This window comes from Bacillus manliponensis, from assembly GCF_000712595.1.
Taxonomy (GTDB): domain Bacteria; phylum Bacillota; class Bacilli; order Bacillales; family Bacillaceae_G; genus Bacillus_A; species Bacillus_A manliponensis.
In genome coordinates this window covers 67,472-86,875 of record NZ_JOTN01000016.1, presented here as the reverse complement: position 1 = coordinate 86,875, position 19,404 = coordinate 67,472, and the positions used below count along the sequence as shown (strand labels likewise).

The window sequence follows — 19,404 nt, the reverse complement described above, 5'->3', positions numbered from 1 at the left end:
TTAGTTGAACGAATCGGGCATTTACGAGCTGTTTATCTTCCACCTAAACTTCTTCGCTCCTCTTAAGTTTTGAGGTGGAAGTCTTACAGCCCATTAATGCGGGATAAATGGCCATTTCTAACATTAATCTATCGAATAGCAACTTTATCTTCTTGTTGCGTATGAGCTTGGTTTTGTTTCCCTAGGCCCAAAACATAAAAACTAATAACAACAAGTACTAAGAAAGCAACTCCAACCATAAGAGAAACTCGTGTATCATCGTTAAACCACATACCGATTAATACCATAATTAAAAAGCCAATTGTTAAATAGTTTGTAAAAGGTGCAAATGGCATTTTAAATGGATGATTGTTCATGTTAGCTCCTTTTGCTTTCCTAAACTGGATTTGACTAATTAAAATAACAAACCATGGAACCATTCCTGGCAGTACACTTGCACTGTATACATGTACAAATAAATTTTCCGGTGCGATATAACTTAAGAACACACCAATTGCTAAACCAATTAGTACACCGATTGTACCAAATAAAGGTACACCGTTACGAGAAACTTTCGCAAAGGATTTTGGCGCTTGTCCGTTCATTCCTAATGTATAAAGCATACGTCCTGCACCGTAAATACCGCTGTTACAGCCAGACATTGCTGCTGTAATAACAACAAAGTTAATTAATCCAGCAGCTGCGGTAATTCCAATTTTCGCAAATGTCGCCACAAACGGACTACCAATAGCGCTTAATTGATCCCAAGGGTAAACGGTTACAATTACAAAAATCGCACCGATATAAAAAATTAAAATACGCCAAATTGTACTTTGAATTGCTCTCGTTAACGTTTTTTTCGGATTTTTTGCTTCGCCAGCTGCAATCCCTATCAATTCAACACCTTGATAGGCTGCAACAACTAGAGATAAAGCAAAGAAGAAGCCTGATAAACCACCTGTAAAGAATCCGCCATTTTCCCAAAGATTCGATAATCCAATTGCATTACCTCCGTTACCAAGTCCAAAGAAAATAAGGCCAAAGCCCGCAATAATCATGAGCACAATCGTCACAATTTTAATCATCGCAAACCAAAATTCAAATTCACCAAATAATTTAACAGAAATAAAGTTTGCTGCACCGAGAATTACCATTGCAATAATACCAGGTATCCAAGTTGGTAAATCTGGGAACCAATATTGCATATAAGCTCCAACAGCTATAATTTCTGCCATTCCAACAATAACCCACTGAAACCAATAACTCCATGCAGTTATATAACCTGCAAGTGGATGGATATATTTATGACCAAATGTAGCAAATGAACCTGTACCTGGCTCTACATACAACATTTCTCCCATTGCACGCATAATTAAAAATATAAAAATCCCTGCGATTGCATAAGCAAGCATAACTGACGGCCCTGTCCATTTAATGGTACTGGCTGAACCCATAAATAAACCAACACCAATTGTACCACCTAGAGCAATCATTTGAATATGACGTGCTTCCAAACCTCTTTTTAGCTCTTTATCTGCCACTTCATTTCCCCCTTTGATACTATAAATAGTAGAATTTCTAAGCAAGATTTCATAGTACAACACCTATGTTTTCTCTAAATAGCGAAGCACACGTCAGTTGTTAATCTTTCTGTAACAGCACTCCTCACTTTCGTTAAAAGATTATAAAATTACTTATTTTATATTAACTGATTTATCAGAAAAATACAATTACTCCACGAATTTCACCCGCTGATAAAGATGCACTTTTATTGTTGAAACAGGACAAAAACGCCTAAATGAACGCTTTTGTCCTGCTTTCTCTTAAAAGGTTAAAACCCTAATTCGGATAGCCAACTTAAAAGCCTTCCTTCCCGTATTTGTACATCCTCTTTTTGTTTCCCATACTTCCCGAAATACTTTTCAGCGATAATTTCTCCATCAACCATAAAAAAGACTCGATCCGCTTTTGCCGCTACTTTTGCATCATGTGTTACTAGCATAATTGTAGTCCCCAATTGATTGATATGAGTTAAAATCTCCATTACTTCATTCGTTGCTGCTGAATTTAATGCACCGGTTGGTTCATCTCCAAAAATCATACTTGGATTGTTTATAAGCGCTCGGCAAATGGAAACCCGTTGTAATTGTCCTCCAGATGCTTCAGTTATATTCCGAGTCGCTAACTCTGCAATATGCATTTTCTTCATTAGCTCACTTGCTTTTTGATTAATCTGTCTTCTGCTTTCTGCTTTTGCCATAAATCCTGGCAAAATAATATTATCTAAGAGAGTTAAATTTTTTAATAGACTGCTTTGCTGAAAGATAAATCCCATCTTATTTAAACGCAAATTCGATAACTTTTCCTCTTGCATAACAGAAATTTCTTCCCCATCAAATATAACGCGTCCTGAAGTGACACTATCCATACCACCAATTGTATATAATAAAGTTGACTTACCGGATCCAGATGGGCCCATCACAGCAATGAATTCTCCTTCTTCTATTTGAAGGTTAATATTTTTTAATACATGGTGCTTCTCTGTTTTATTCATTTCATATACTTTATTTACATTCTTTATTTCTAAAATGTAGTTCATTCTGCTCCCCCTTATCTTTCTTTCACATGTAAATCATTCTTTTGAAATCCTGAAATACTCATAATTGTCATAGTCATTACTGTTATAATAAGTAACAATGGACATATTACATACGTTTCTAAAGGGTTAACAATAAACTGCATACTCGAAGCCCCTATCATCCCTCCTAGTGCATTCACAATCCATTGACCAACTGTATTTGAAAGAACCGTCCCAATTATCACTCCGATACATAACGTAATAAGCGAACGTGTAATGTACTGCATTCGAATATCACTATAAGAAAAACCGATACTTTTCATAATTACAATTTGGGAGGCATCCTTAGCAATTAACATTTTAAAGAACATAGCTGTAACAAGTGCAGCTATTATAATAGAGATAATAATAGACAAAACCGTAACAAGTTTTAATTGATGAATCATTGGTCCTAATGTTTGTGAAACATATTCATCGATACCTGTTACTTTTGCAAGAGGAAAAGCTTTTTCATATTCTGCTATTTTTTCATTAACACTTCCATCTTTTAAGACATTTACATGTACCACATACCATAAAGCATCATGTGAATTGTGGTGTAGCAACGCTTTCGCTGTTTTTCCGCCATTCGTTATATCTTGGTATATGCCGCATACAACGAATTCCGTCTTCTCCCCATCTACAAGAAGTGTTAACTGATCCCCAACATTCTTTTTAAATTGCTTTGCATTCATATAAGAAAGTGCAATTTCATTCTCCTTTTTTGGCGCCGCCCCTGTTACATAATTTAAAGGAAACACCGTAAAATCACCAATTTCTACATTTATATTTTCATAGGTACCATCATCATTGAATACTTGAAACCTCTTTGTTATAAGCGCTGTATATTTTTCTACATCTTTGTCACGTTCCATATAAGATATCGTACTTTGAAATCGATTTGTTACATTTTCAGAATGCTGTAAATCAATTCGTATATCACTTTTCCCAGCACCCATATACGTAATAAACTGTGGAGATTGTACTGTATTGAAAACATTAACCGGCACGATCATCGCAAAGGTACAAATGATAAAGATCATAGTTAACAAGCTATAGGTTTTAAAACGTTCAAATACATCTTTTAAACCAAGTAATAGATTCACGTTAAAAAATTGACTTTTATGCACGTTAAAAAATTTGCTATGTCTTCCGCTATATGGTGTTTCTCCTTTCTTCAGCGCCTCTACAACAGTAATGTACCGAAACTTTCTTAATATAAATTTACAAAATGCAACAACCGTTATAAAAACTATCATTGCACTAAGTAGCGACCCGCTATAATCAAGCATTGTTCTTTCCGCTGTTCCCATGTACAAAGAAATATTTGCAGTAAATATTTCGTCTATAAATAATGAAATTACATAACCACATATCGTTGCAGTTGCTGCTAAAATAATATATTTTGTGACATAAAGTTTTTGAATGTCTTTACTAGCAATACCAATCCCCTTCATTACACCAATTTCCCGGTAATCTTCTTCCATTGTCGCAATGATAATAAAACGGATACAAAGAAAAGCTATCCCCATTAGTAATATACTAATAAAGATAATAAGTAACACTGTAATACCGTCGCTTACGCTATTTAATGTTTTATAGAGTGGATAAGTAACTGTAGTTCCTGTTTGAGGTAGTTTTGATGAGGTATATATGCTTTCAAATACATTTATTTTATTCACATCTGTTAATTGAAATTCAATAAGATATTCAGTTTCTCCTATGTTTTCTTTTATCACCTCCCAATCTTTATCATGTATGACAAATCGTTTTGAACTAACAATGGAAGGATTCATTTGAGCATCACGTACAAATGTCGTTATTGTAAATTTCATTTCAAAATCATGATTAGCAATCCAAACTGTATCACCAATATGCAAATCATTTTTCTTCATATAATAGATTGGAACAGCAATCTCACCTTGCGAAACATTTATTACTTCATTGTTTAAACCAAGTAAAAAATCAAAAGAAGAATTTTGTTTCACGAAACTATTATCCATGACACTATTATTCTGTCGTTGTTTCTTATTATGAAAAAACAAATCTGAGCTATCAATGTTAATCATTTCAGCGGTTTGTTGCGCCTTTACAAGTTTATTTTCACTGACAAACTCATCAATTAATTTTTGATTGATTTCACCCGTATGCATTTGTACAAAATGTGGTAATTTTGATTTCTCAAACATATGATTCATCGCGTTGGATAGATTTATCATAATATTAGTAGCACTTGCAACCAATAAAGAAGATAACATAATAAAAATAAACACAATGATGTTGATTATTTTATTTCTTAAAAAATCGCTTTTTAGCATTCTAGCAATCATCTTATACTGTTCCCTCCTCATTTCGTAACATTCTCTTCGTCATACTAGCTATTCCTATTAGTAACACGCTAACAAACAAAATTGGGACATAAAGATTTCCGTTAAATAATTCAAATAAAGATCCATATAGAATTTGGCCAATAGGTGCCATACACTGTGAAACCATCATAATAATTGCCATTACTTTTCCTAAGTTTTCATTAGGTGTTTTCTTTTGTACAGCGCTAATCACAAAAATAGAAATCATTGTCATCATTGTTGCGATAAGAATGGAGGATAAAATGTAAAGGAAAAATGATGAATAGTATCCAAAGCGAAGGATAACTGGTGTAATAGAGAGAGCCATTGGAATCATAAGTAATGCGCTCCAAAATATCCATTGGTATAATTTTTTCATGCTCATCTTTTTAGCAAAAAAGCCGATCGATAGAGCTCCAAGGATAGTAGAAAAATCAATAAACGCCATTCCTACACCATAGATTACATCATTGCTTTGTAATGTAATTCGTAAAATAACTGGGGCACCAATAACGGAATGCTAGCCATAACAAGAGGTGCATACAATGTGCTAATGACCGCTAACAAAAACATAAAAATACCAATAAATATAATAGAAATATAATTAGTTAATAGCAAAAAGAAGAAGACAAAAACTACTAAGCTATTTGCTATATCCAAAATAACCATTAAGTTACGACGATTGAATCGATCTGCCAGTGCCCCGCCAAGTGGTGCTAAAAGCAGTGGGATACTTGATATTGCATACAACATCGCAAAAATATCCGCTCTTCCTGTTAAATCGAGCACATATAGCGCTAAAATAAACCGGAGAAGCGAAGAGCCAACAATCGATATAATTTGACCAATTATCATGATCCGAAAATCTTTTGTAAAAGGTTTCTCACTAACGTTTTTCATAATCTCTTCACCTTTTGTTTAAAATATAGACCGACTGTCGGTCTATAAAATACAAACTTATTAAAGAAAAGTAATCTTTTTAGCGTACAAGTCGCTTTTCTTTTATGATGAAATATTTTTCATTTACTTTCAAATCCTTTCATTAACATATCTAAAATGTAATCAAAACTTCCTTTTCTAGCTCCCAAAGACAACTCCATCATCACAATGAAAGCTTTCGCTCTTTGCATCGCTTCCTCTTGTTTCCATTCGAACAATCCTTCATCAAATATCACTTGCGCAGCAGCGAGTAAAAACTCCATTGTTTCTTGCGGATAATCGGTTACAAAAACCTTTTCATTTATCCCTTGCTGAATAACCTCTGTCAAAACGGGGGTTACATGTACAATGGATTGCACTAAGCTTTTTTGATGCATCTCCGCATTATTCGGCTTATGAAATTGTTCAATCATCTGCTCTTTATTGCCTCCAGATTTTGGAGCTTGCACCGTTAAAATATGAAATAATTTTTCAAGTACAGGAATAGTTGAATCTGAAGCAATCTTTTTCGCTACTTCTACATCAGCCTTTACTATCCTTACAATAACAGCATCCATTACTTCTTCTTTTGATTTAAAATAATGATAAAACGTTCCCTTTGCAATTCCTATTTCTTGCAAAATATCATTTACAGTCGTCTTCGTATAACCTTTCGTAACAAATAATTTTTCTGCTGTATTCAAAATTTCATTACGACGTTCTTCATATTCTTTCGTAATTCTCATATAAGGCCCCTTTCACACAGACCGACTGTCGGTCTAATTTAAATATATGCTGACCTGACAAAAAAGTTCCATTTTCATACAAATATTTATCAACTTTTAGAGGATGTTATAATGAACTGATATTTTTCTGAAAATTACGGTGTTAATCAAATGGTTTATAAGCTCATACAGTTATGAAAATTCCCTATAAATTCAAAAAACTTTTAAACCATATTTATGTAAATACGGTTTAAAAGTTTTTTCTCCTGCATTATTCTATTGAATTATTATCTATATTACATTTGATTCTTTTATCAAAAAAAACATTAGAAATCTTTCGAACCTATAAAAATTAGCTTTCTGCATAATTTTGTAATCCAATAAAAAAAGTAGTTGAATATGTCTATAATACCGTCAATAACCAGACTTATAAATGTCCCTATAAAAGCACTCCCTACTATATCAAATGGATAATGATGCCCTACCCAAATACGTGAGAACCCTGTTAAAATTGCTAAAAACCACATGATTAAGCCAAATAAACTGTTACGAAGTAAGATAGAGGTCGCCAAAGCAAATGCTAGTATTGTATGTTTACTCGGAAATGAAGAATTATTTTTTGATGGAATTAGTAAACGAACACGATGTACTACAAACGGACGAGGTTTAAAATAAAAAAGTTGAATTAAGTAGTTTATAATTAAAGAAAACCCTACTGATACCCCTGCAAATAAAATCATTTTTTTATAAGGCTTGTTTCTAAACCACATGAAGACTAATAAAAACGTATATAACAATGGCGTTCTTTTTGACATAAATATCATAAATGTATCCAATGTTAAATTACGACCCGCTAGACAATTAATAATCCTAAATATCCTGTAATTCACGCGAGTAGGCTCCTTTCTTTTTTAGATATTATATAAATACGATTCCCCTACGAACGAGAAATATGTAATATGCTAACTGATTATTAGCCCGACCAATCGGACTTTTATAGGCTATTACTCCAAGTACTTTGCATACAAAATCACGATTTTTTCAATACTTAAAGCAAACCCATTTCAAGCAGGAGGAAAAAAGTGATAAGAAATAAAAGCACAAAGATTCATCTATCGTTGTTACTACTTGTTACTGTATTTTTTATATGGTCTCTTATTAAACCAGCAAGTTACTGGACATGGGCATCAGAGGCCATCCCTGCCGTTCTCGGTCTAATTATTCTCATTGCAACGTACAATAAATTTCGTTTTACCACCCTCTCTTATATCATTATCGCACTACTCGCTATCACCATGTTCATCGGTGCTCATTACACATATTCAAAAGTTCCTCTATTTAATTGGCTAAAAGATACTTTTGATTTAAATCGAAATCATTATGATCGCTTTGGACATTTGTTAAAAGGATTATTTGTAATCATCCTAAGAGAAGTATTACTGCGAAAAACTCCATTAACTGAAGGACCTTGGTTAGTCACGATAAGTATTAGTATTTCTCTTGCTATCGCTGCATTATATGAAATCATTGAATGGTTAGCTTTTATAATAACAAAGGGAAAAGTAACTGAAAATTTTTTAGGGACACAAGGCGATATGTGGGATGCACAATGGGATATGTCACTGACTTTTATCGGTTCGATTTTAGCGTTACTTATCCTATCACCACTACATAAACAACTATTAAAGAAAATAAAACAATATTAGGGCTTTAATAAAAAGCCCAGGATTATTTAGTATAAGTTGGCATCATAAATCTCAATAAAATATAGCAACATAAATGATATGAAATTGAACTTAATGTTTCTTTTTCCTAATTATGATTACAGGAGGAACAAATGAATACTCTTAACTTCTTAATGTCATTATTTAATTCTAGAAGAACTCAGCGTATGTTTAACTTGTTTCGAAATAGACGAAAAAAGAATACGGGATGGCTTTGGATTTCTTTAGTAGGGTTAGGAACAGTCTTTAGTATAGCAGCAGTTCGCAATGCAAATCCGATTCAACGCTTATTCCAAGGCGCTCAAAATACAGCCAAAACCATTATTCTATCCAAAGTAAGTTTGGCAAATATGGAGTTTGCTGATGAAATCACTCCTAACAACCAAAAGAAACAAAGCAAAATACGATAACTACGCTATATAGATGTTTAACAAAAAGAAGTAAAAAAGCATGCCGCATCAAAATGCGGCATGCTTTTTTATAACTTCGTACGAATATTCCAAAGCTCTGGGAAGAAGCGCTGGTCAAGTACACGTTTTAAATAAGATACACCAGAAGATCCACCTGTCCCCATTTTATGTCCAATAATGCGCTCTACCGTTTTCATATGACGGAAACGCCACTGCTGAAGCCAATCTTCAATATCAATTAACTTTTCAGCAAGCTGGTACAAATCCCAATATTTTTTCACATCGCTATACACTTCCAGCCAAGCTGCTTCCACCGTTGCATCCTCTTCATATGGCTGCGTGAGATCACGCTGCAGTAGGTTCGGATTAATTGGAAAACCTTCTTTCACAAGTGCTTGGATTGCTACGTCATATAAACTTGGCGCATGTAGTGCTTCTTTTAGACGAGCATGTAAATCTGGATCTTTCTCATAAATTTTCAGAGCATGAGGTGTTTTATACCCAAGTGCATACTCTATCATACGATATTGATATGACTGGAATCCTGATGCTTGACCTAGCGAATCACGAAACTCAATATATTCAGACGGTGTTAACGTCGCTAAAATATCCCATGATTGAATAATTTGTGATTGAATTTTGGAAACGCGTGCTAACATTTTAAAAGCTGGTGCCATCTTTTCATTTTTTATACTTTCAATTGCCGCGTTTACTTCGTGTAAAATGAGTTTCATCCAAAGTTCACTTGCTTGATGAATAATGATAAATAACATTTCATCATGATGATCAGATAATCGTTTTTGACTGTCTAACAAACGATCTAACTGTAAGTACTCCCCATATGTCATATTATTACGAAAATCTGTATGAATGCTGTTTTCCATAATTACTTTTTCTTTTTCCTTCATCATTTGTAGCATCCTCTCTATGCAGCTTATAGTGGTCTAACAATTGCGCGAACAGGACTTCCATCAGCGTGTGATAATGGAAGTGGTAAAGCAATGAGTTCATAGTCCCCATCTGGTACATGATCTAGTACAACGTTTTCTAAAATATGAATTCCATGTTCCCATAATATATGATGAGCAACTAATTCTTTATCATCAAGCGGATCTACTGACGGGACATCAACACCGATTAAACGAACACCTTTTTCTTTTAGAAACGGTGCAATATCTGCTCGTAAGTGCGGAATTTTCTCTGGAAATAGCTTTATATTTCCGTGAGAAGAAGTTCGTAATAATACTCTCTCTATCCCTTCTAACTGAAATGTTTCTAAGTCACTTGCCCCAATACTTTCTAATCCTGACACATCAATGATGCGAGCAGGCCCCACATAAACATTTACATCTAAATCTAGTACTCTTTCTCCATCATTTTGGAAATGAAACGGCGCATCAATATGCGTCCCTGTATGTATGCTCATCGTTATTTTCCCAACGTTAACAGAACCACTTTCTTCTTTTGAGCACGCAACTTCATACGAAAATGGTGTATCACCTGGCCAAGTAGCGATATCATTTTGTAGGGGCTGTGAAATATCAATCCATTTTCTATCTTCCATGTATTACGCCACAACCTCTCGTTTATTTTCAAATTGTTTGTACGTCTCTTCTTTCATAATACGCTTTAAAATTTGCACTGCTTGCCATACTTCTTCATACGTATTATATAAAGCAACCGGAGCTAAACGAATACCATTTGGCGCACGGAAATCAGGAATAACACCTTCTGCTTTTAACGCTTTACAAATGCGAGCTGCTTCTTCATGCTCTAAATAAATATGCCCACCGCGTTTTTCATCCTCAAATGGATTGCCGATTGTAAAGCCCATATCTTTTAATTCATGTTGCACTAAATTTAGCATGTAGCGTGTAATGTGAAGTGATTTTTCTCGTAACCTTTCAATACCCGCCTCTTTGAAAATTTCAAGCGAACCGATTAATGGTGCCACACTTAGTACGTGCGGTGTTCCAATTTGATATGCACCAGCATGTTCTGCTTTTATTAATGTATGCTCCATATCAAATTGTTTATCTTTTCGTGAACTAAACCAACCAGAAAGCCCAGGAAGACGACCGAAATGTTTCTTATTCACATATAATCCTGCAACTCCGCCAGGACCGGCATTTAAATATTTATAATTACACCAAATCGCAAAATCAACATCCCATTCTTGGAAATGGTGCGGAATAGATCCGATAGAATGACATAAATCAAAACCGATTGTAATACCCCGTTTATGAGCTTCTTCTGTTAGTCTCTTCATATTTAAGATTTGGCCACTACGATATAAAACAGCCGGAAGTAAAATAAGCGCAATTTCCTCTGTCATTGCTTCGATAATATCTTCTTCTAATAATGTGCGTCCATCTCGGCTCTTCACACGGATAAGATGCTCATCTGGATCTAATCCTTTTAAGCGAATTTGACTTTGCAGTGCATAAATATCAGAAGGGAAATTTAATTCATCCGCAAGAATTTTTGTACGATTTCCTTTTGGTTCATAAAACGTCGCCACCATTTGATGAATATTTGTCGTTGTTGAGCCAGTTACAACGATTTCTTCTGGTAATGCACCAATAAGTGGAGCCGTTAATTCACCTAATTGCTCTGATAAGAAAAACCAAGGATGTTCCCCTTCTGTCCATCCGTCAATGCCGTAATGCTTCCATGAGTGCAGCATTGTCAGTAATGACTGTTCAGCACGCTTAGATAAAAGACCAAGTGAATTACCATCTAAATAAATAGTACCTTCTCGTTTATAAAACTCTTCTTGAAATAATGCGAGTTCATCGTACTTATCACACTCTTTTGCGTAGTCATAGGACGGTTCAAAAGGTTTTGTATACATAATTTCACCTTCTCTTAATTTTCTTATAATTCAATTTATCACAAATGTATCACTGGAATCGATATACCGTCAACAAAACAATTCTTCCGGATATGGTAATACAAGCTTTGGTCTTTCATCTGACCGGAAATATTGAAGTTTTATAGATTCTCCATCCACTGACTGCAGCTTCCCACCTAACACTTTACATTCAAATACAGCAACCATATACTCCACTTCATCACCATTTTCATATGTATGACGAAATGCCTTCCCACTAAATACCCCCTTTATAAAAATGGGCTCTACGTGTAAACCTATTTCTTCAAATACTTCTCTAACCACAGCTTCCTCTGCTGTTTCACCAAGTTCAATTGCTCCAGCTGGCAAACTCCAATAATCACCACCCGGATATTGAAACAAAATTTCCCCTTGTTCATTTCGAATAATTGCTGCAACGCTTGGCATGAAAATAATTTGAGAACCGATTTTCTCTCGTAACTCCTTGTAATACGTTGAAATTGGCATAAATATCTCCCCTTTAACATCTTTCATTATACTACCGGAAATAATAATCAGAAAATACAAAACTTATTTCCCTGGTAAGCGCATATTGTGACACATTTCATCATAGATTTTTCATGAATGACTCTATATGATGAGAATAGAAGGAAGTGATAAAACAATGAAAAAAGTCGCTATCGTTACAGGTGCTTCAAGTGGATTTGGGTTATTAACCTCTCTTGAACTCGCAAAAAGCGGATTTCATGTAATCGCAACAATGCGAAATCTACAAAAACAACAAGAACTTCTCTCACAAGCTACCAAACTACGTATTTCAGAACATATACAAATTGAACAATTAGATGTAACAGATGAAGCTTCACTACGCACATTTCAATCATTTTTAACAAAGCTAGATCGTGTAGATGTACTAGTGAATAATGCTGGTTATGCAAGTGGCGGTTGCTCTGAAGAAGTTTTAATAGAAGAATATAGAAGACAATTTGAAACAAACGTATTTGGTGCTATCGCAGTAACGCAGCTTGTATTACCATCGATGAGAAAGCAAAACGCTGGAAAAATTATAAACATAAGTAGCATTAGTGGAAAAGTTGGCTTCCCTGGTCTATCTCCCTATGTTTCTTCTAAACATGCATTAGAAGGCTGGAGTGAATCACTTCGCCTTGAAGTAAAACCATTTGGGATTGACGTTGTTCTTGTTGAACCAGGTTCATATGATACAAACATTTGGGAAACTGGACAAGAACTTATTGCGGGAAATGACTATACACAATCTCCTTATAAAACACACATAGAGAAAATACAAAGTCATATTAATGACGGAAAAGATCAACTTGGCAATCCAAATGAAATTGCCAAAAGAATTGTTTCCATTGCAACAGCGAAAAAAACTACACTTCGTTATCCAATAGGAAAAGGAGTAAAGTTTGCGATTATGATGAAAAGCATACTTCCGTGGACTTGGTGGGAGTATGTTGTTTTGAAGCAGTTTAAGAAGAAAAGATAAAGTCGATTTCCTAAGAAAATCGACTTTATTTCCATTCAAATTAGAAAGCTATCTCTTTTTCTTTTTATTTTTCTCCTCTTAAAATCGCTTTTTTCCCAATAAAATAAATACCATACATTAATAAACAAGCACCTATCGTTCCAAAAGTGGCAATGGAAATTTTTCCTCCTAGCGTTTCATTTGGATCTAACGCATTTGGTAAGACTGTACCGCCAACTGCAATACAAGTTAATAGAATCATAATATACTTTAATATTTTTACTTTATTATCCATGACATTCATCTCCTCTTAAACTTGCGTAAAATAAAGTGAAACTTCAATCAGTGGGGATTTTCTCCATCCCCCACTGATTGTCAGCCCAACCAATCGGGCTTTTACGTGCTGTTAATCTCCCGCCTAAACTTCTTCGCTTTTTCTTAAGTTTTAAGGTGGGAATCTTACAGCCCGCAAATAGCGGGATACACCAATTCATGGCTGTTTCCTAATAATTCTCTTCAAAAGAAATAAGCCTAAACTTTATATACTCCATCATTTAGGCTTATTTCATACTCATATACAATTTTTCTTCTATTTATTAAGCGCCATATCGATAACCTCGACCTTTTGATTTAAAAGCAACCGAGAACCATATTATATTGACAATAATCCCTGCTATACTTATTGCAAGAAGAATAATATTATCTGCATTTAACCCAAGAGCAGCCAACAAGGTCACAATATTCATTAGTATTCCAATTACACAAAAAAGAGCCATTATAAACCTCATTGCACTGAATCCTGCTGCATATATAGCTAATGGGATCAAATAGAAAGCAAGTACCATACCAAGTGATGCCCACATTCCTAGCGTACCAAACTTATTCACAGCCTCACCCGTATGAGCAAGTGGTGAAAGTGAAGAGACAATGACAAGAGCGCTACAAAGTATGGCAGAAAGAATTGTCATAACAATAACTCGTTTTTTCTTCGTTTGATCGAACATATTGCTATTTCACCTCCTTAATTATCATTTGAAACTTAAACATATATGTATGTTCATAACTATCTTCAATTTAAATTGTACCAAATATACAGAACATTTAAAAACAAACATACATATTTTAAGGTGAAATTAAGGAGTGTTCACTCCATATCTTTAAGCTACGCGGCTAAATATAAAGCATATATCGTATTAACACAAGTCCAATAAAAAGAAACACTACACCGCCAGCCGTTATCGTATACTCTTTCGATTCCCGGTTATATTTCCATTCCATCCATGTACGAACACTATGTAAAACAATCAAAAATGCAAATATGAAATAGCCAATATTAAAATTCTCAAACATGAATATAAGCACAAATAATAAGATAAAGTACATGCCATACATGCCTTGTTCTATTTTTTTATGCAGTTTATTTACATACCAACTTTTTCTTTTGTATGTCCCACTTCTTTCTCGCCCATTTTTCTAATAAAAAGGCTACTACCAAAAACATTACAAGCATAAAAAGATTCATCCAAAACATGCTATCTTTCCTTTCAAAACTCACAATCTTTCATATTATACCACAAAAGGAAAATATAACCTCAATCTAGTTAATACTAACCTTAAAATTGCCAGAAAAAATAAAATATACTAATATTAATAAATAGAATATCATGGGAAAATTATCGATACAGGAGGGGAAAATGCTTTTATTAACTAGTATTATAACAATATTATTCATTGCTATTCTAGCAATACATACCTTTTTAGTAAGAACTAACACTTATAATATGAATTGTAGTGCGCGCACTGGAAATGTTAAAATTATACAAATTTCAGATATCCATGGAAGAACACACTTTATAAATGGAACTCTTTCTAGACTTGTTAACAATTTAAAACCAAATGTTGTTTGTATTACGGGGGATCTTGCTTCCAATAGAAAACAATTGCCAAAAGTACTAAGTGAAATAAAGAGAATACAATGTAAATATATATTTTTTATTCCAGGTAATTACGAAAGAGAAGAACTCACATTTATAAATAAGCACTTACTAAATGAGTTAGATTACGAGAATCTAAAAAAACAGTTGAAAGAAATAGGGGTCTTTTTTTTAGAAAACCAATCACAAACATTAGAATTTAATGGTTCATATTATTATTTTTACGGTTTTGATAACTCTATTTATGGAAATGAAAAACTCCCAATAGACGATTCGAATATAGAAAAAGCAGATAAAAAAATCTTTCTAGCTCATTCTCCTAATATAGTACACTTATTAAGGAAACAAAAAATGAACTATAATTTACTTATGACTGGTCATACTCATGGTGGTCAAGTTAGATTGTTTAATAAAACCATTGGAGCATATAAACATTTTCATATAGGCGTTTTAAAGGAAAAAGAAGAGCAATTTTTTGCTATTAATAGGGGATTAGGAACAGTTAAAATTCCAGTAAGGATAAATTGTCCTCCAGAAATATCTGTTTATATTTTTGACTAATTTTGTAATACGATTGACTATATATGATTTCAAGTATACCAATCACACTAAGATTATAACCATGTCCACTTCTATATTTTTGAGGTTAACAGGAAAACTCAATTTCCCTGTTAACCTTTATATTCATTTGATAATTTAACTTTTATTGTAAATTATCAATCTTTTTTATAAAACTACATTAAAATCTTTTATCTCAAAATACTTTAGCATGTACATAAAAATCCTCCTTAATTTTACAATAAAATGAAACTTCAATTAGTGGGGGTCTTACAGCCCGTTAATGCGGGATAAAGAAAAAAAGAGTGATCTTCTCACTCTTTTCCAAACTAAAAAAACAAATACTTCATCAAAATAACAACAGCAACAGCGCTCCCCATACTGCCTATCGTGATTACATATTCTTTCGATTCCCGGTCATACTTCCACTCCATCCAAGTACGAACAGTCCATTGTGTAACTAAAAATGCAACCATCATATAAAAACTAAGCATGAAATTTTCTAATATAAAAATAGATGTTAATCCTAACATTAAATAAATTGTAATGATTCCGATATCTATCCATTTATGCGTTTTATTTACATATCGTTCTGTTATACTTTTCCTCGGTATATCCCATTTTCTTCTTAATAATTTTTCAAGAAAAAGAAGAGCAATAAACATAACAACAACAAAAATTACTTTCCACAAAAACATCTCATGTCTCCTATCTTATTGTTTTTGGCCATAAAAAATTAAAAGTATTGCTTTAGAATCAGGTACTTTTAACGTTTCAAACTTACTCATATATTCTGTCCAGTCATATGATACTTCTTCTAGAAAAAGAGAATGATTACTGTCATATAATTGGATTATGCCGTACTTTGCAATTGGTTTATCATTACAACCTAATGATCCAGGATTAAAGAACGTTTGATACTTTGTCTGTATACAATGCACAGGGTGATGGTGCCCAAAACATATAATTTCTTCATGATAATCTTGAAAAAGCTCTGTTATATTTTGCTTTGTAGGAGAGACAATCGTGCTAAATGGCTCTTCACTTATATGTTTATTGCGCTTTTCTTCTGCCATATGATAATGAACAAACATAAGTGACACACCTTCAACCGTCATCTTTATATATCTTGGAAGATTACTTATCTTTTCAATAAATGCTGGTTTTATGTTGTTACAAATCCATTCATGATGTCTCTTTAGTTGCCCAACATTATGACTTTCTGGATACACTTCTCCTTTCGCTAAAGCTAATACAGCTTCATCATGATTTCCAGTAACAAAAGAAATATTTTCGCGTGAAAATAAAAGTTCAAGTACTTCATTTGTTTCATGTCCAATGGCAATCATATCACCAAGACAAACGATATGATCAATATCGCTCCGTCTATCAATTGCTTCTAATACAACTTTTAGTGCTGCGGCATTTCCATGTATATCTGTAATAACTGCAATATTTTTCATCATTCATCTTCCTCTTACTGTTAAGAAACTCGGATTTTAGGGTTTACTTTCATTAATAACCGAATAAATTCTTCTTTTTGAAATGGCGAAATAAAAATGACTTCATTTGTATCTCCATATAGAATTTCTAATCGTTCCACTGATAAAGCTGGTGATGCAAATGGATTTTTCGTTTTTGTTATTTTCTTTATGTCAAGTATAGAAATACCTTTTGTTAACGGGCCACTTTTTACAATAAGATCCGCTTCTTTCACTGTATAACCTGTCGTGAACCAACTCCAAATGAGTAAAATACCGAGTGGAATTGTAAAGACAAGAAATATGAAATCTTCACGAAATAACAATGGTAAAAAACAAACAATAATACATCCCCACCAAAGAGGGCATAACCATCTATCCTTTTTGGATGGAAAGTACATGGAATCCCTCCTTTTTATTTCTGCATATCACTTGGATATGTAGAAGAAGTTTGATTATCATAATCCCAGCTAATGATCGTTGCGCTATCCCGCCCTAATTGCTTGTGAACATGTTGTAACACTTTTTCAACAGAGCTTTCTAATGTTTCATTTTCTTTATTTTCATATAAATCTTTATACAAATGGACAGGTGTTTCATAACGATGCTCTCCGCATTCTAATACACCATCCGTTACCATAACAATTCGATTTTTTCCTGTTCGCAGTTCACGTATCCCTGAAGAATAACAAGGAACTGGTAATGAGAATGTATTCACAAATCCAACCCACTCATAAAAATGACGTTGATTGAGCATGTATTGACCTAATTGATGTAGTTCTTCATGTAGTACATATACGAGACAATCTCCTACTGAAAACCACCATATATAGTTTTCTTTTCGAACGCAGATTAAACACGCTGTTTCTCCTTGTATCTTTTGACACGATGTCTTAAATTTTTCTGAAGTAAAAATGGATAATATGTGCTGCTGAATCGATTGAAAAGCACTCTCTACTCGTTCTTGTAACAATTCATTAAAATTATGAAACTCGTTTTTGATTGTATTTACTAATAACGCTGTACTTTCCGCACTATAGTGACCATCTAATATCATAGCGAACTCCCAATCTTCACTACACGAAACGAATAATCCATCCTCATTTTTATGAGCGCCTGATTTTATATTCCCACCATATTTACCAATTACAATTTGGTCACATTGCTTTACTGAAACTGTATGTAAACACATTTCTTCACGGCCAATCCATGAATATTGATTTCTACTATTCACTTTCTGCATATTGTCCGAACCCCTTTGTCAATAATTTGAAATATATAATAACATAAAATTCAGATATTTTATAGTCTCATATATCATACGAAAGTTGTAGAAGATTCCTCCTAAATTGATGGCGCTTTTATTTTGTATAATTGATATCTTTTTATTATAAAAGTTCTTAAAGAGGGAATAAACGATGGATTTTACATGACCAATAAATATGCCAGTTATGCAAGTACACATTGCACGTCCAACTGATAAAATGAAAGAAATTGAAGCATTTTACTGCGTGGGATTAGGGTTACAAAAAATTGGTTCATTTACAAAACATAGTGGTTATGATGGCCTTATGATCGGATTCCCTAGTTTTGATTATCATTTAGAGTCTACAGCTCATGAAGATGGCAGTCCTTGTCCTGCGCCGACGAATGATAACTTACTGGTCTTTTATATTCCCGATGCAAATGTAATACAAACAATTGCTAAAAGACTAAACGAGATGGGTTATCCAGCTGTTTCTCCTGAAAATCCTTATTGTGGAGAACATGGTGTTCCAATTGAGGACCCAGATGGCTGGAGAATTGTATTAATGAACTCATTTGGTATTGGGCCGAAAAAAGATGAATGATTCTTTCCTTTCATACATGCTACGAAAAGAAAACGAGCAAAAAATTAACAAACTTTACCTAGAGCGTTTTTTCTTATTTTCTGTTATCTTAAAGATACTCCTAAAAGTATTGCTGTATGAAAGCCCTAGCTCTCTAGGGCTTCTTTACTTTGTATATACCTTCTTATTTCTGCCGCTATTTTCGTTGGATTGTCCGCTTGAAAAATGATATATTTATATTTTTCACGACCATTTAACTCAATATTTACAAGAGGGACTGCTCCTCCATACGAAAGGAAATACCATTCATCCCTATATTTGTAGCTACCTTCATAAATATTTAAAAATGGAATAGCCATGCCAGGCATACGAAGCATCCACATTGGGGCTTGAAAGTAATCAACATGTACATTACTGATAGAATCATAGGGCATCTTGATTTCTGTTCGCAGTGCAAAAAATGCATTTACACCTATCAATTTTAAAATGATGTTATCACCATTAAACTGTATTTCCCTACCCATATCGATTTCTCTCC

General features: G+C 33.8%; 21 protein-coding genes and 2 pseudogenes. 5 read left to right on the top strand and 18 right to left on the bottom strand.

The window, feature by feature from the left end:
• Positions 1-128 precede the first annotated feature (128 nt).
• The 6 genes and pseudogenes from BAMA_RS17165 to BAMA_RS17140 form a co-directional block, all read right to left on the bottom strand.
• On the bottom strand, positions 129-1,520 hold the full coding sequence (locus tag BAMA_RS17165; protein ID WP_034641573.1) for an amino acid permease: 1,392 nt from the start codon (positions 1,518-1,520) through the stop codon (positions 129-131).
• Positions 1,521-1,810: 290 nt separating this feature from the next.
• Positions 1,811-2,578: an ABC transporter ATP-binding protein gene (locus BAMA_RS17160; RefSeq protein ID WP_034641571.1), complete on the bottom strand. Its 768-nt coding sequence runs from the start codon at positions 2,576-2,578 to the stop codon at positions 1,811-1,813.
• An 11-nt stretch (positions 2,579-2,589) separates the two neighbouring features.
• Positions 2,590-4,926 (bottom strand): FtsX-like permease family protein, encoded by a 2,337-nt coding sequence (locus BAMA_RS17155; RefSeq protein WP_034641569.1) that lies wholly within the window; start codon positions 4,924-4,926, stop codon positions 2,590-2,592.
• Position 4,927: 1 nt separating this feature from the next.
• A pseudogene (locus BAMA_RS24125) lies at positions 4,928-5,844 on the bottom strand (MFS transporter).
• A gap of 119 nt (positions 5,845-5,963) precedes the next feature.
• The gene (locus BAMA_RS17145; RefSeq protein ID WP_034641566.1) at positions 5,964-6,608 is read right to left on the bottom strand and encodes a TetR/AcrR family transcriptional regulator; all 645 of its coding nucleotides are present in this window, start codon (positions 6,606-6,608) and stop codon (positions 5,964-5,966) included.
• 305 nt (positions 6,609-6,913) lie between these two features.
• Positions 6,914-7,477 carry an undecaprenyl-diphosphatase gene (locus BAMA_RS17140; protein WP_034641563.1) on the bottom strand — a complete coding sequence of 188 codons (564 nt, stop codon included), beginning with the start codon at positions 7,475-7,477 and terminating at the stop codon, positions 6,914-6,916.
• A gap of 192 nt (positions 7,478-7,669) precedes the next feature.
• Here BAMA_RS17140 and BAMA_RS17135 point away from each other — a divergent pair, with 192 nt between their 5' ends.
• Both BAMA_RS17135 and BAMA_RS17130 read left to right on the top strand, forming a co-directional pair.
• On the top strand, positions 7,670-8,293 hold the full coding sequence (locus tag BAMA_RS17135; RefSeq protein WP_034641560.1) for a DUF2238 domain-containing protein: 624 nt from the start codon (positions 7,670-7,672) through the stop codon (positions 8,291-8,293).
• 131 nt (positions 8,294-8,424) lie between these two features.
• Positions 8,425-8,721: a hypothetical protein gene (locus tag BAMA_RS17130; RefSeq protein WP_034641557.1), complete on the top strand. Its 297-nt coding sequence runs from the start codon at positions 8,425-8,427 to the stop codon at positions 8,719-8,721.
• Between the two features lie 68 nt (positions 8,722-8,789).
• Here BAMA_RS17130 and kynA read toward each other — a convergent pair whose 3' ends face one another.
• The 4 genes from kynA to BAMA_RS17110 all read right to left on the bottom strand — a co-directional run bounded on the left by kynA (position 8,790) and on the right by BAMA_RS17110 (position 12,082).
• Positions 8,790-9,629: a tryptophan 2,3-dioxygenase gene (gene kynA, locus BAMA_RS17125; RefSeq protein WP_034641637.1), complete on the bottom strand. Its 840-nt coding sequence runs from the start codon at positions 9,627-9,629 to the stop codon at positions 8,790-8,792.
• Between the two features lie 26 nt (positions 9,630-9,655).
• The gene (gene kynB / locus BAMA_RS17120) at positions 9,656-10,285 is read right to left on the bottom strand and encodes an arylformamidase (protein ID WP_034641554.1); all 630 of its coding nucleotides are present in this window, start codon (positions 10,283-10,285) and stop codon (positions 9,656-9,658) included.
• 3 nt (positions 10,286-10,288) lie between these two features.
• Complete coding sequence (gene kynU, locus BAMA_RS17115) at positions 10,289-11,575, bottom strand: kynureninase (RefSeq protein ID WP_034641552.1); 1,287 nt, start codon at positions 11,573-11,575, stop codon at positions 10,289-10,291.
• Between the two features lie 69 nt (positions 11,576-11,644).
• On the bottom strand, positions 11,645-12,082 hold the full coding sequence (locus BAMA_RS17110; protein ID WP_034641549.1) for an NUDIX domain-containing protein: 438 nt from the start codon (positions 12,080-12,082) through the stop codon (positions 11,645-11,647).
• A gap of 157 nt (positions 12,083-12,239) precedes the next feature.
• On the opposite strand from BAMA_RS17110, the gene BAMA_RS17105 reads away from it, so the two are divergent.
• Positions 12,240-13,085 carry an oxidoreductase gene (locus BAMA_RS17105; protein ID WP_235184472.1) on the top strand — a complete coding sequence of 282 codons (846 nt, stop codon included), beginning with the start codon at positions 12,240-12,242 and terminating at the stop codon, positions 13,083-13,085.
• 64 nt (positions 13,086-13,149) lie between these two features.
• Here the strand turns inward: BAMA_RS17105 and BAMA_RS17100 are convergent, their stop codons facing one another.
• The 3 genes and pseudogenes from BAMA_RS17100 to BAMA_RS25650 all read right to left on the bottom strand — a co-directional run.
• On the bottom strand, positions 13,150-13,359 hold the full coding sequence (locus BAMA_RS17100; protein WP_034641543.1) for a hypothetical protein: 210 nt from the start codon (positions 13,357-13,359) through the stop codon (positions 13,150-13,152).
• Positions 13,360-13,660: 301 nt separating this feature from the next.
• Positions 13,661-14,068: a DUF5391 family protein gene (locus BAMA_RS17095; protein ID WP_034641539.1), complete on the bottom strand. Its 408-nt coding sequence runs from the start codon at positions 14,066-14,068 to the stop codon at positions 13,661-13,663.
• A gap of 166 nt (positions 14,069-14,234) precedes the next feature.
• Positions 14,235-14,486, bottom strand: a pseudogene (locus BAMA_RS25650) (DUF4181 domain-containing protein); the annotation flags it as partial.
• A 272-nt stretch (positions 14,487-14,758) separates the two neighbouring features.
• On the opposite strand from BAMA_RS25650, the gene BAMA_RS17085 reads away from it, so the two are divergent.
• The gene (locus BAMA_RS17085) at positions 14,759-15,559 is read left to right on the top strand and encodes a metallophosphoesterase (RefSeq protein WP_034641535.1); all 801 of its coding nucleotides are present in this window, start codon (positions 14,759-14,761) and stop codon (positions 15,557-15,559) included.
• 326 nt (positions 15,560-15,885) lie between these two features.
• Here BAMA_RS17085 and BAMA_RS17080 read toward each other — a convergent pair whose 3' ends face one another.
• Genes BAMA_RS17080 through BAMA_RS17065 form a run of 4 tightly spaced genes read right to left on the bottom strand, consistent with a single transcriptional unit; the run spans position 15,886 to position 18,280 of the window.
• The gene (locus BAMA_RS17080) at positions 15,886-16,254 is read right to left on the bottom strand and encodes a DUF4181 domain-containing protein (RefSeq protein ID WP_051759008.1); all 369 of its coding nucleotides are present in this window, start codon (positions 16,252-16,254) and stop codon (positions 15,886-15,888) included.
• A 15-nt stretch (positions 16,255-16,269) separates the two neighbouring features.
• The gene (locus BAMA_RS17075; protein WP_034641533.1) at positions 16,270-17,022 is read right to left on the bottom strand and encodes a metallophosphoesterase family protein; all 753 of its coding nucleotides are present in this window, start codon (positions 17,020-17,022) and stop codon (positions 16,270-16,272) included.
• A 17-nt stretch (positions 17,023-17,039) separates the two neighbouring features.
• Positions 17,040-17,438: a PH domain-containing protein gene (locus BAMA_RS17070; RefSeq protein ID WP_034641530.1), complete on the bottom strand. Its 399-nt coding sequence runs from the start codon at positions 17,436-17,438 to the stop codon at positions 17,040-17,042.
• Between the two features lie 14 nt (positions 17,439-17,452).
• Positions 17,453-18,280, bottom strand: coding sequence for a PP2C family serine/threonine-protein phosphatase (locus BAMA_RS17065; protein ID WP_034641528.1), 828 nt, complete (start codon positions 18,278-18,280; stop codon positions 17,453-17,455).
• A 199-nt stretch (positions 18,281-18,479) separates the two neighbouring features.
• On the opposite strand from BAMA_RS17065, the gene BAMA_RS17060 reads away from it, so the two are divergent.
• Positions 18,480-18,887 carry a VOC family protein gene (locus tag BAMA_RS17060; RefSeq protein WP_034641525.1) on the top strand — a complete coding sequence of 136 codons (408 nt, stop codon included), beginning with the start codon at positions 18,480-18,482 and terminating at the stop codon, positions 18,885-18,887.
• Positions 18,888-19,012: 125 nt separating this feature from the next.
• Here BAMA_RS17060 and BAMA_RS17055 read toward each other — a convergent pair whose 3' ends face one another.
• Positions 19,013-19,390: a hypothetical protein gene (locus BAMA_RS17055; protein WP_034641522.1), complete on the bottom strand. Its 378-nt coding sequence runs from the start codon at positions 19,388-19,390 to the stop codon at positions 19,013-19,015.
• Between the last annotated feature and the right edge of the window lie 14 nt (positions 19,391-19,404).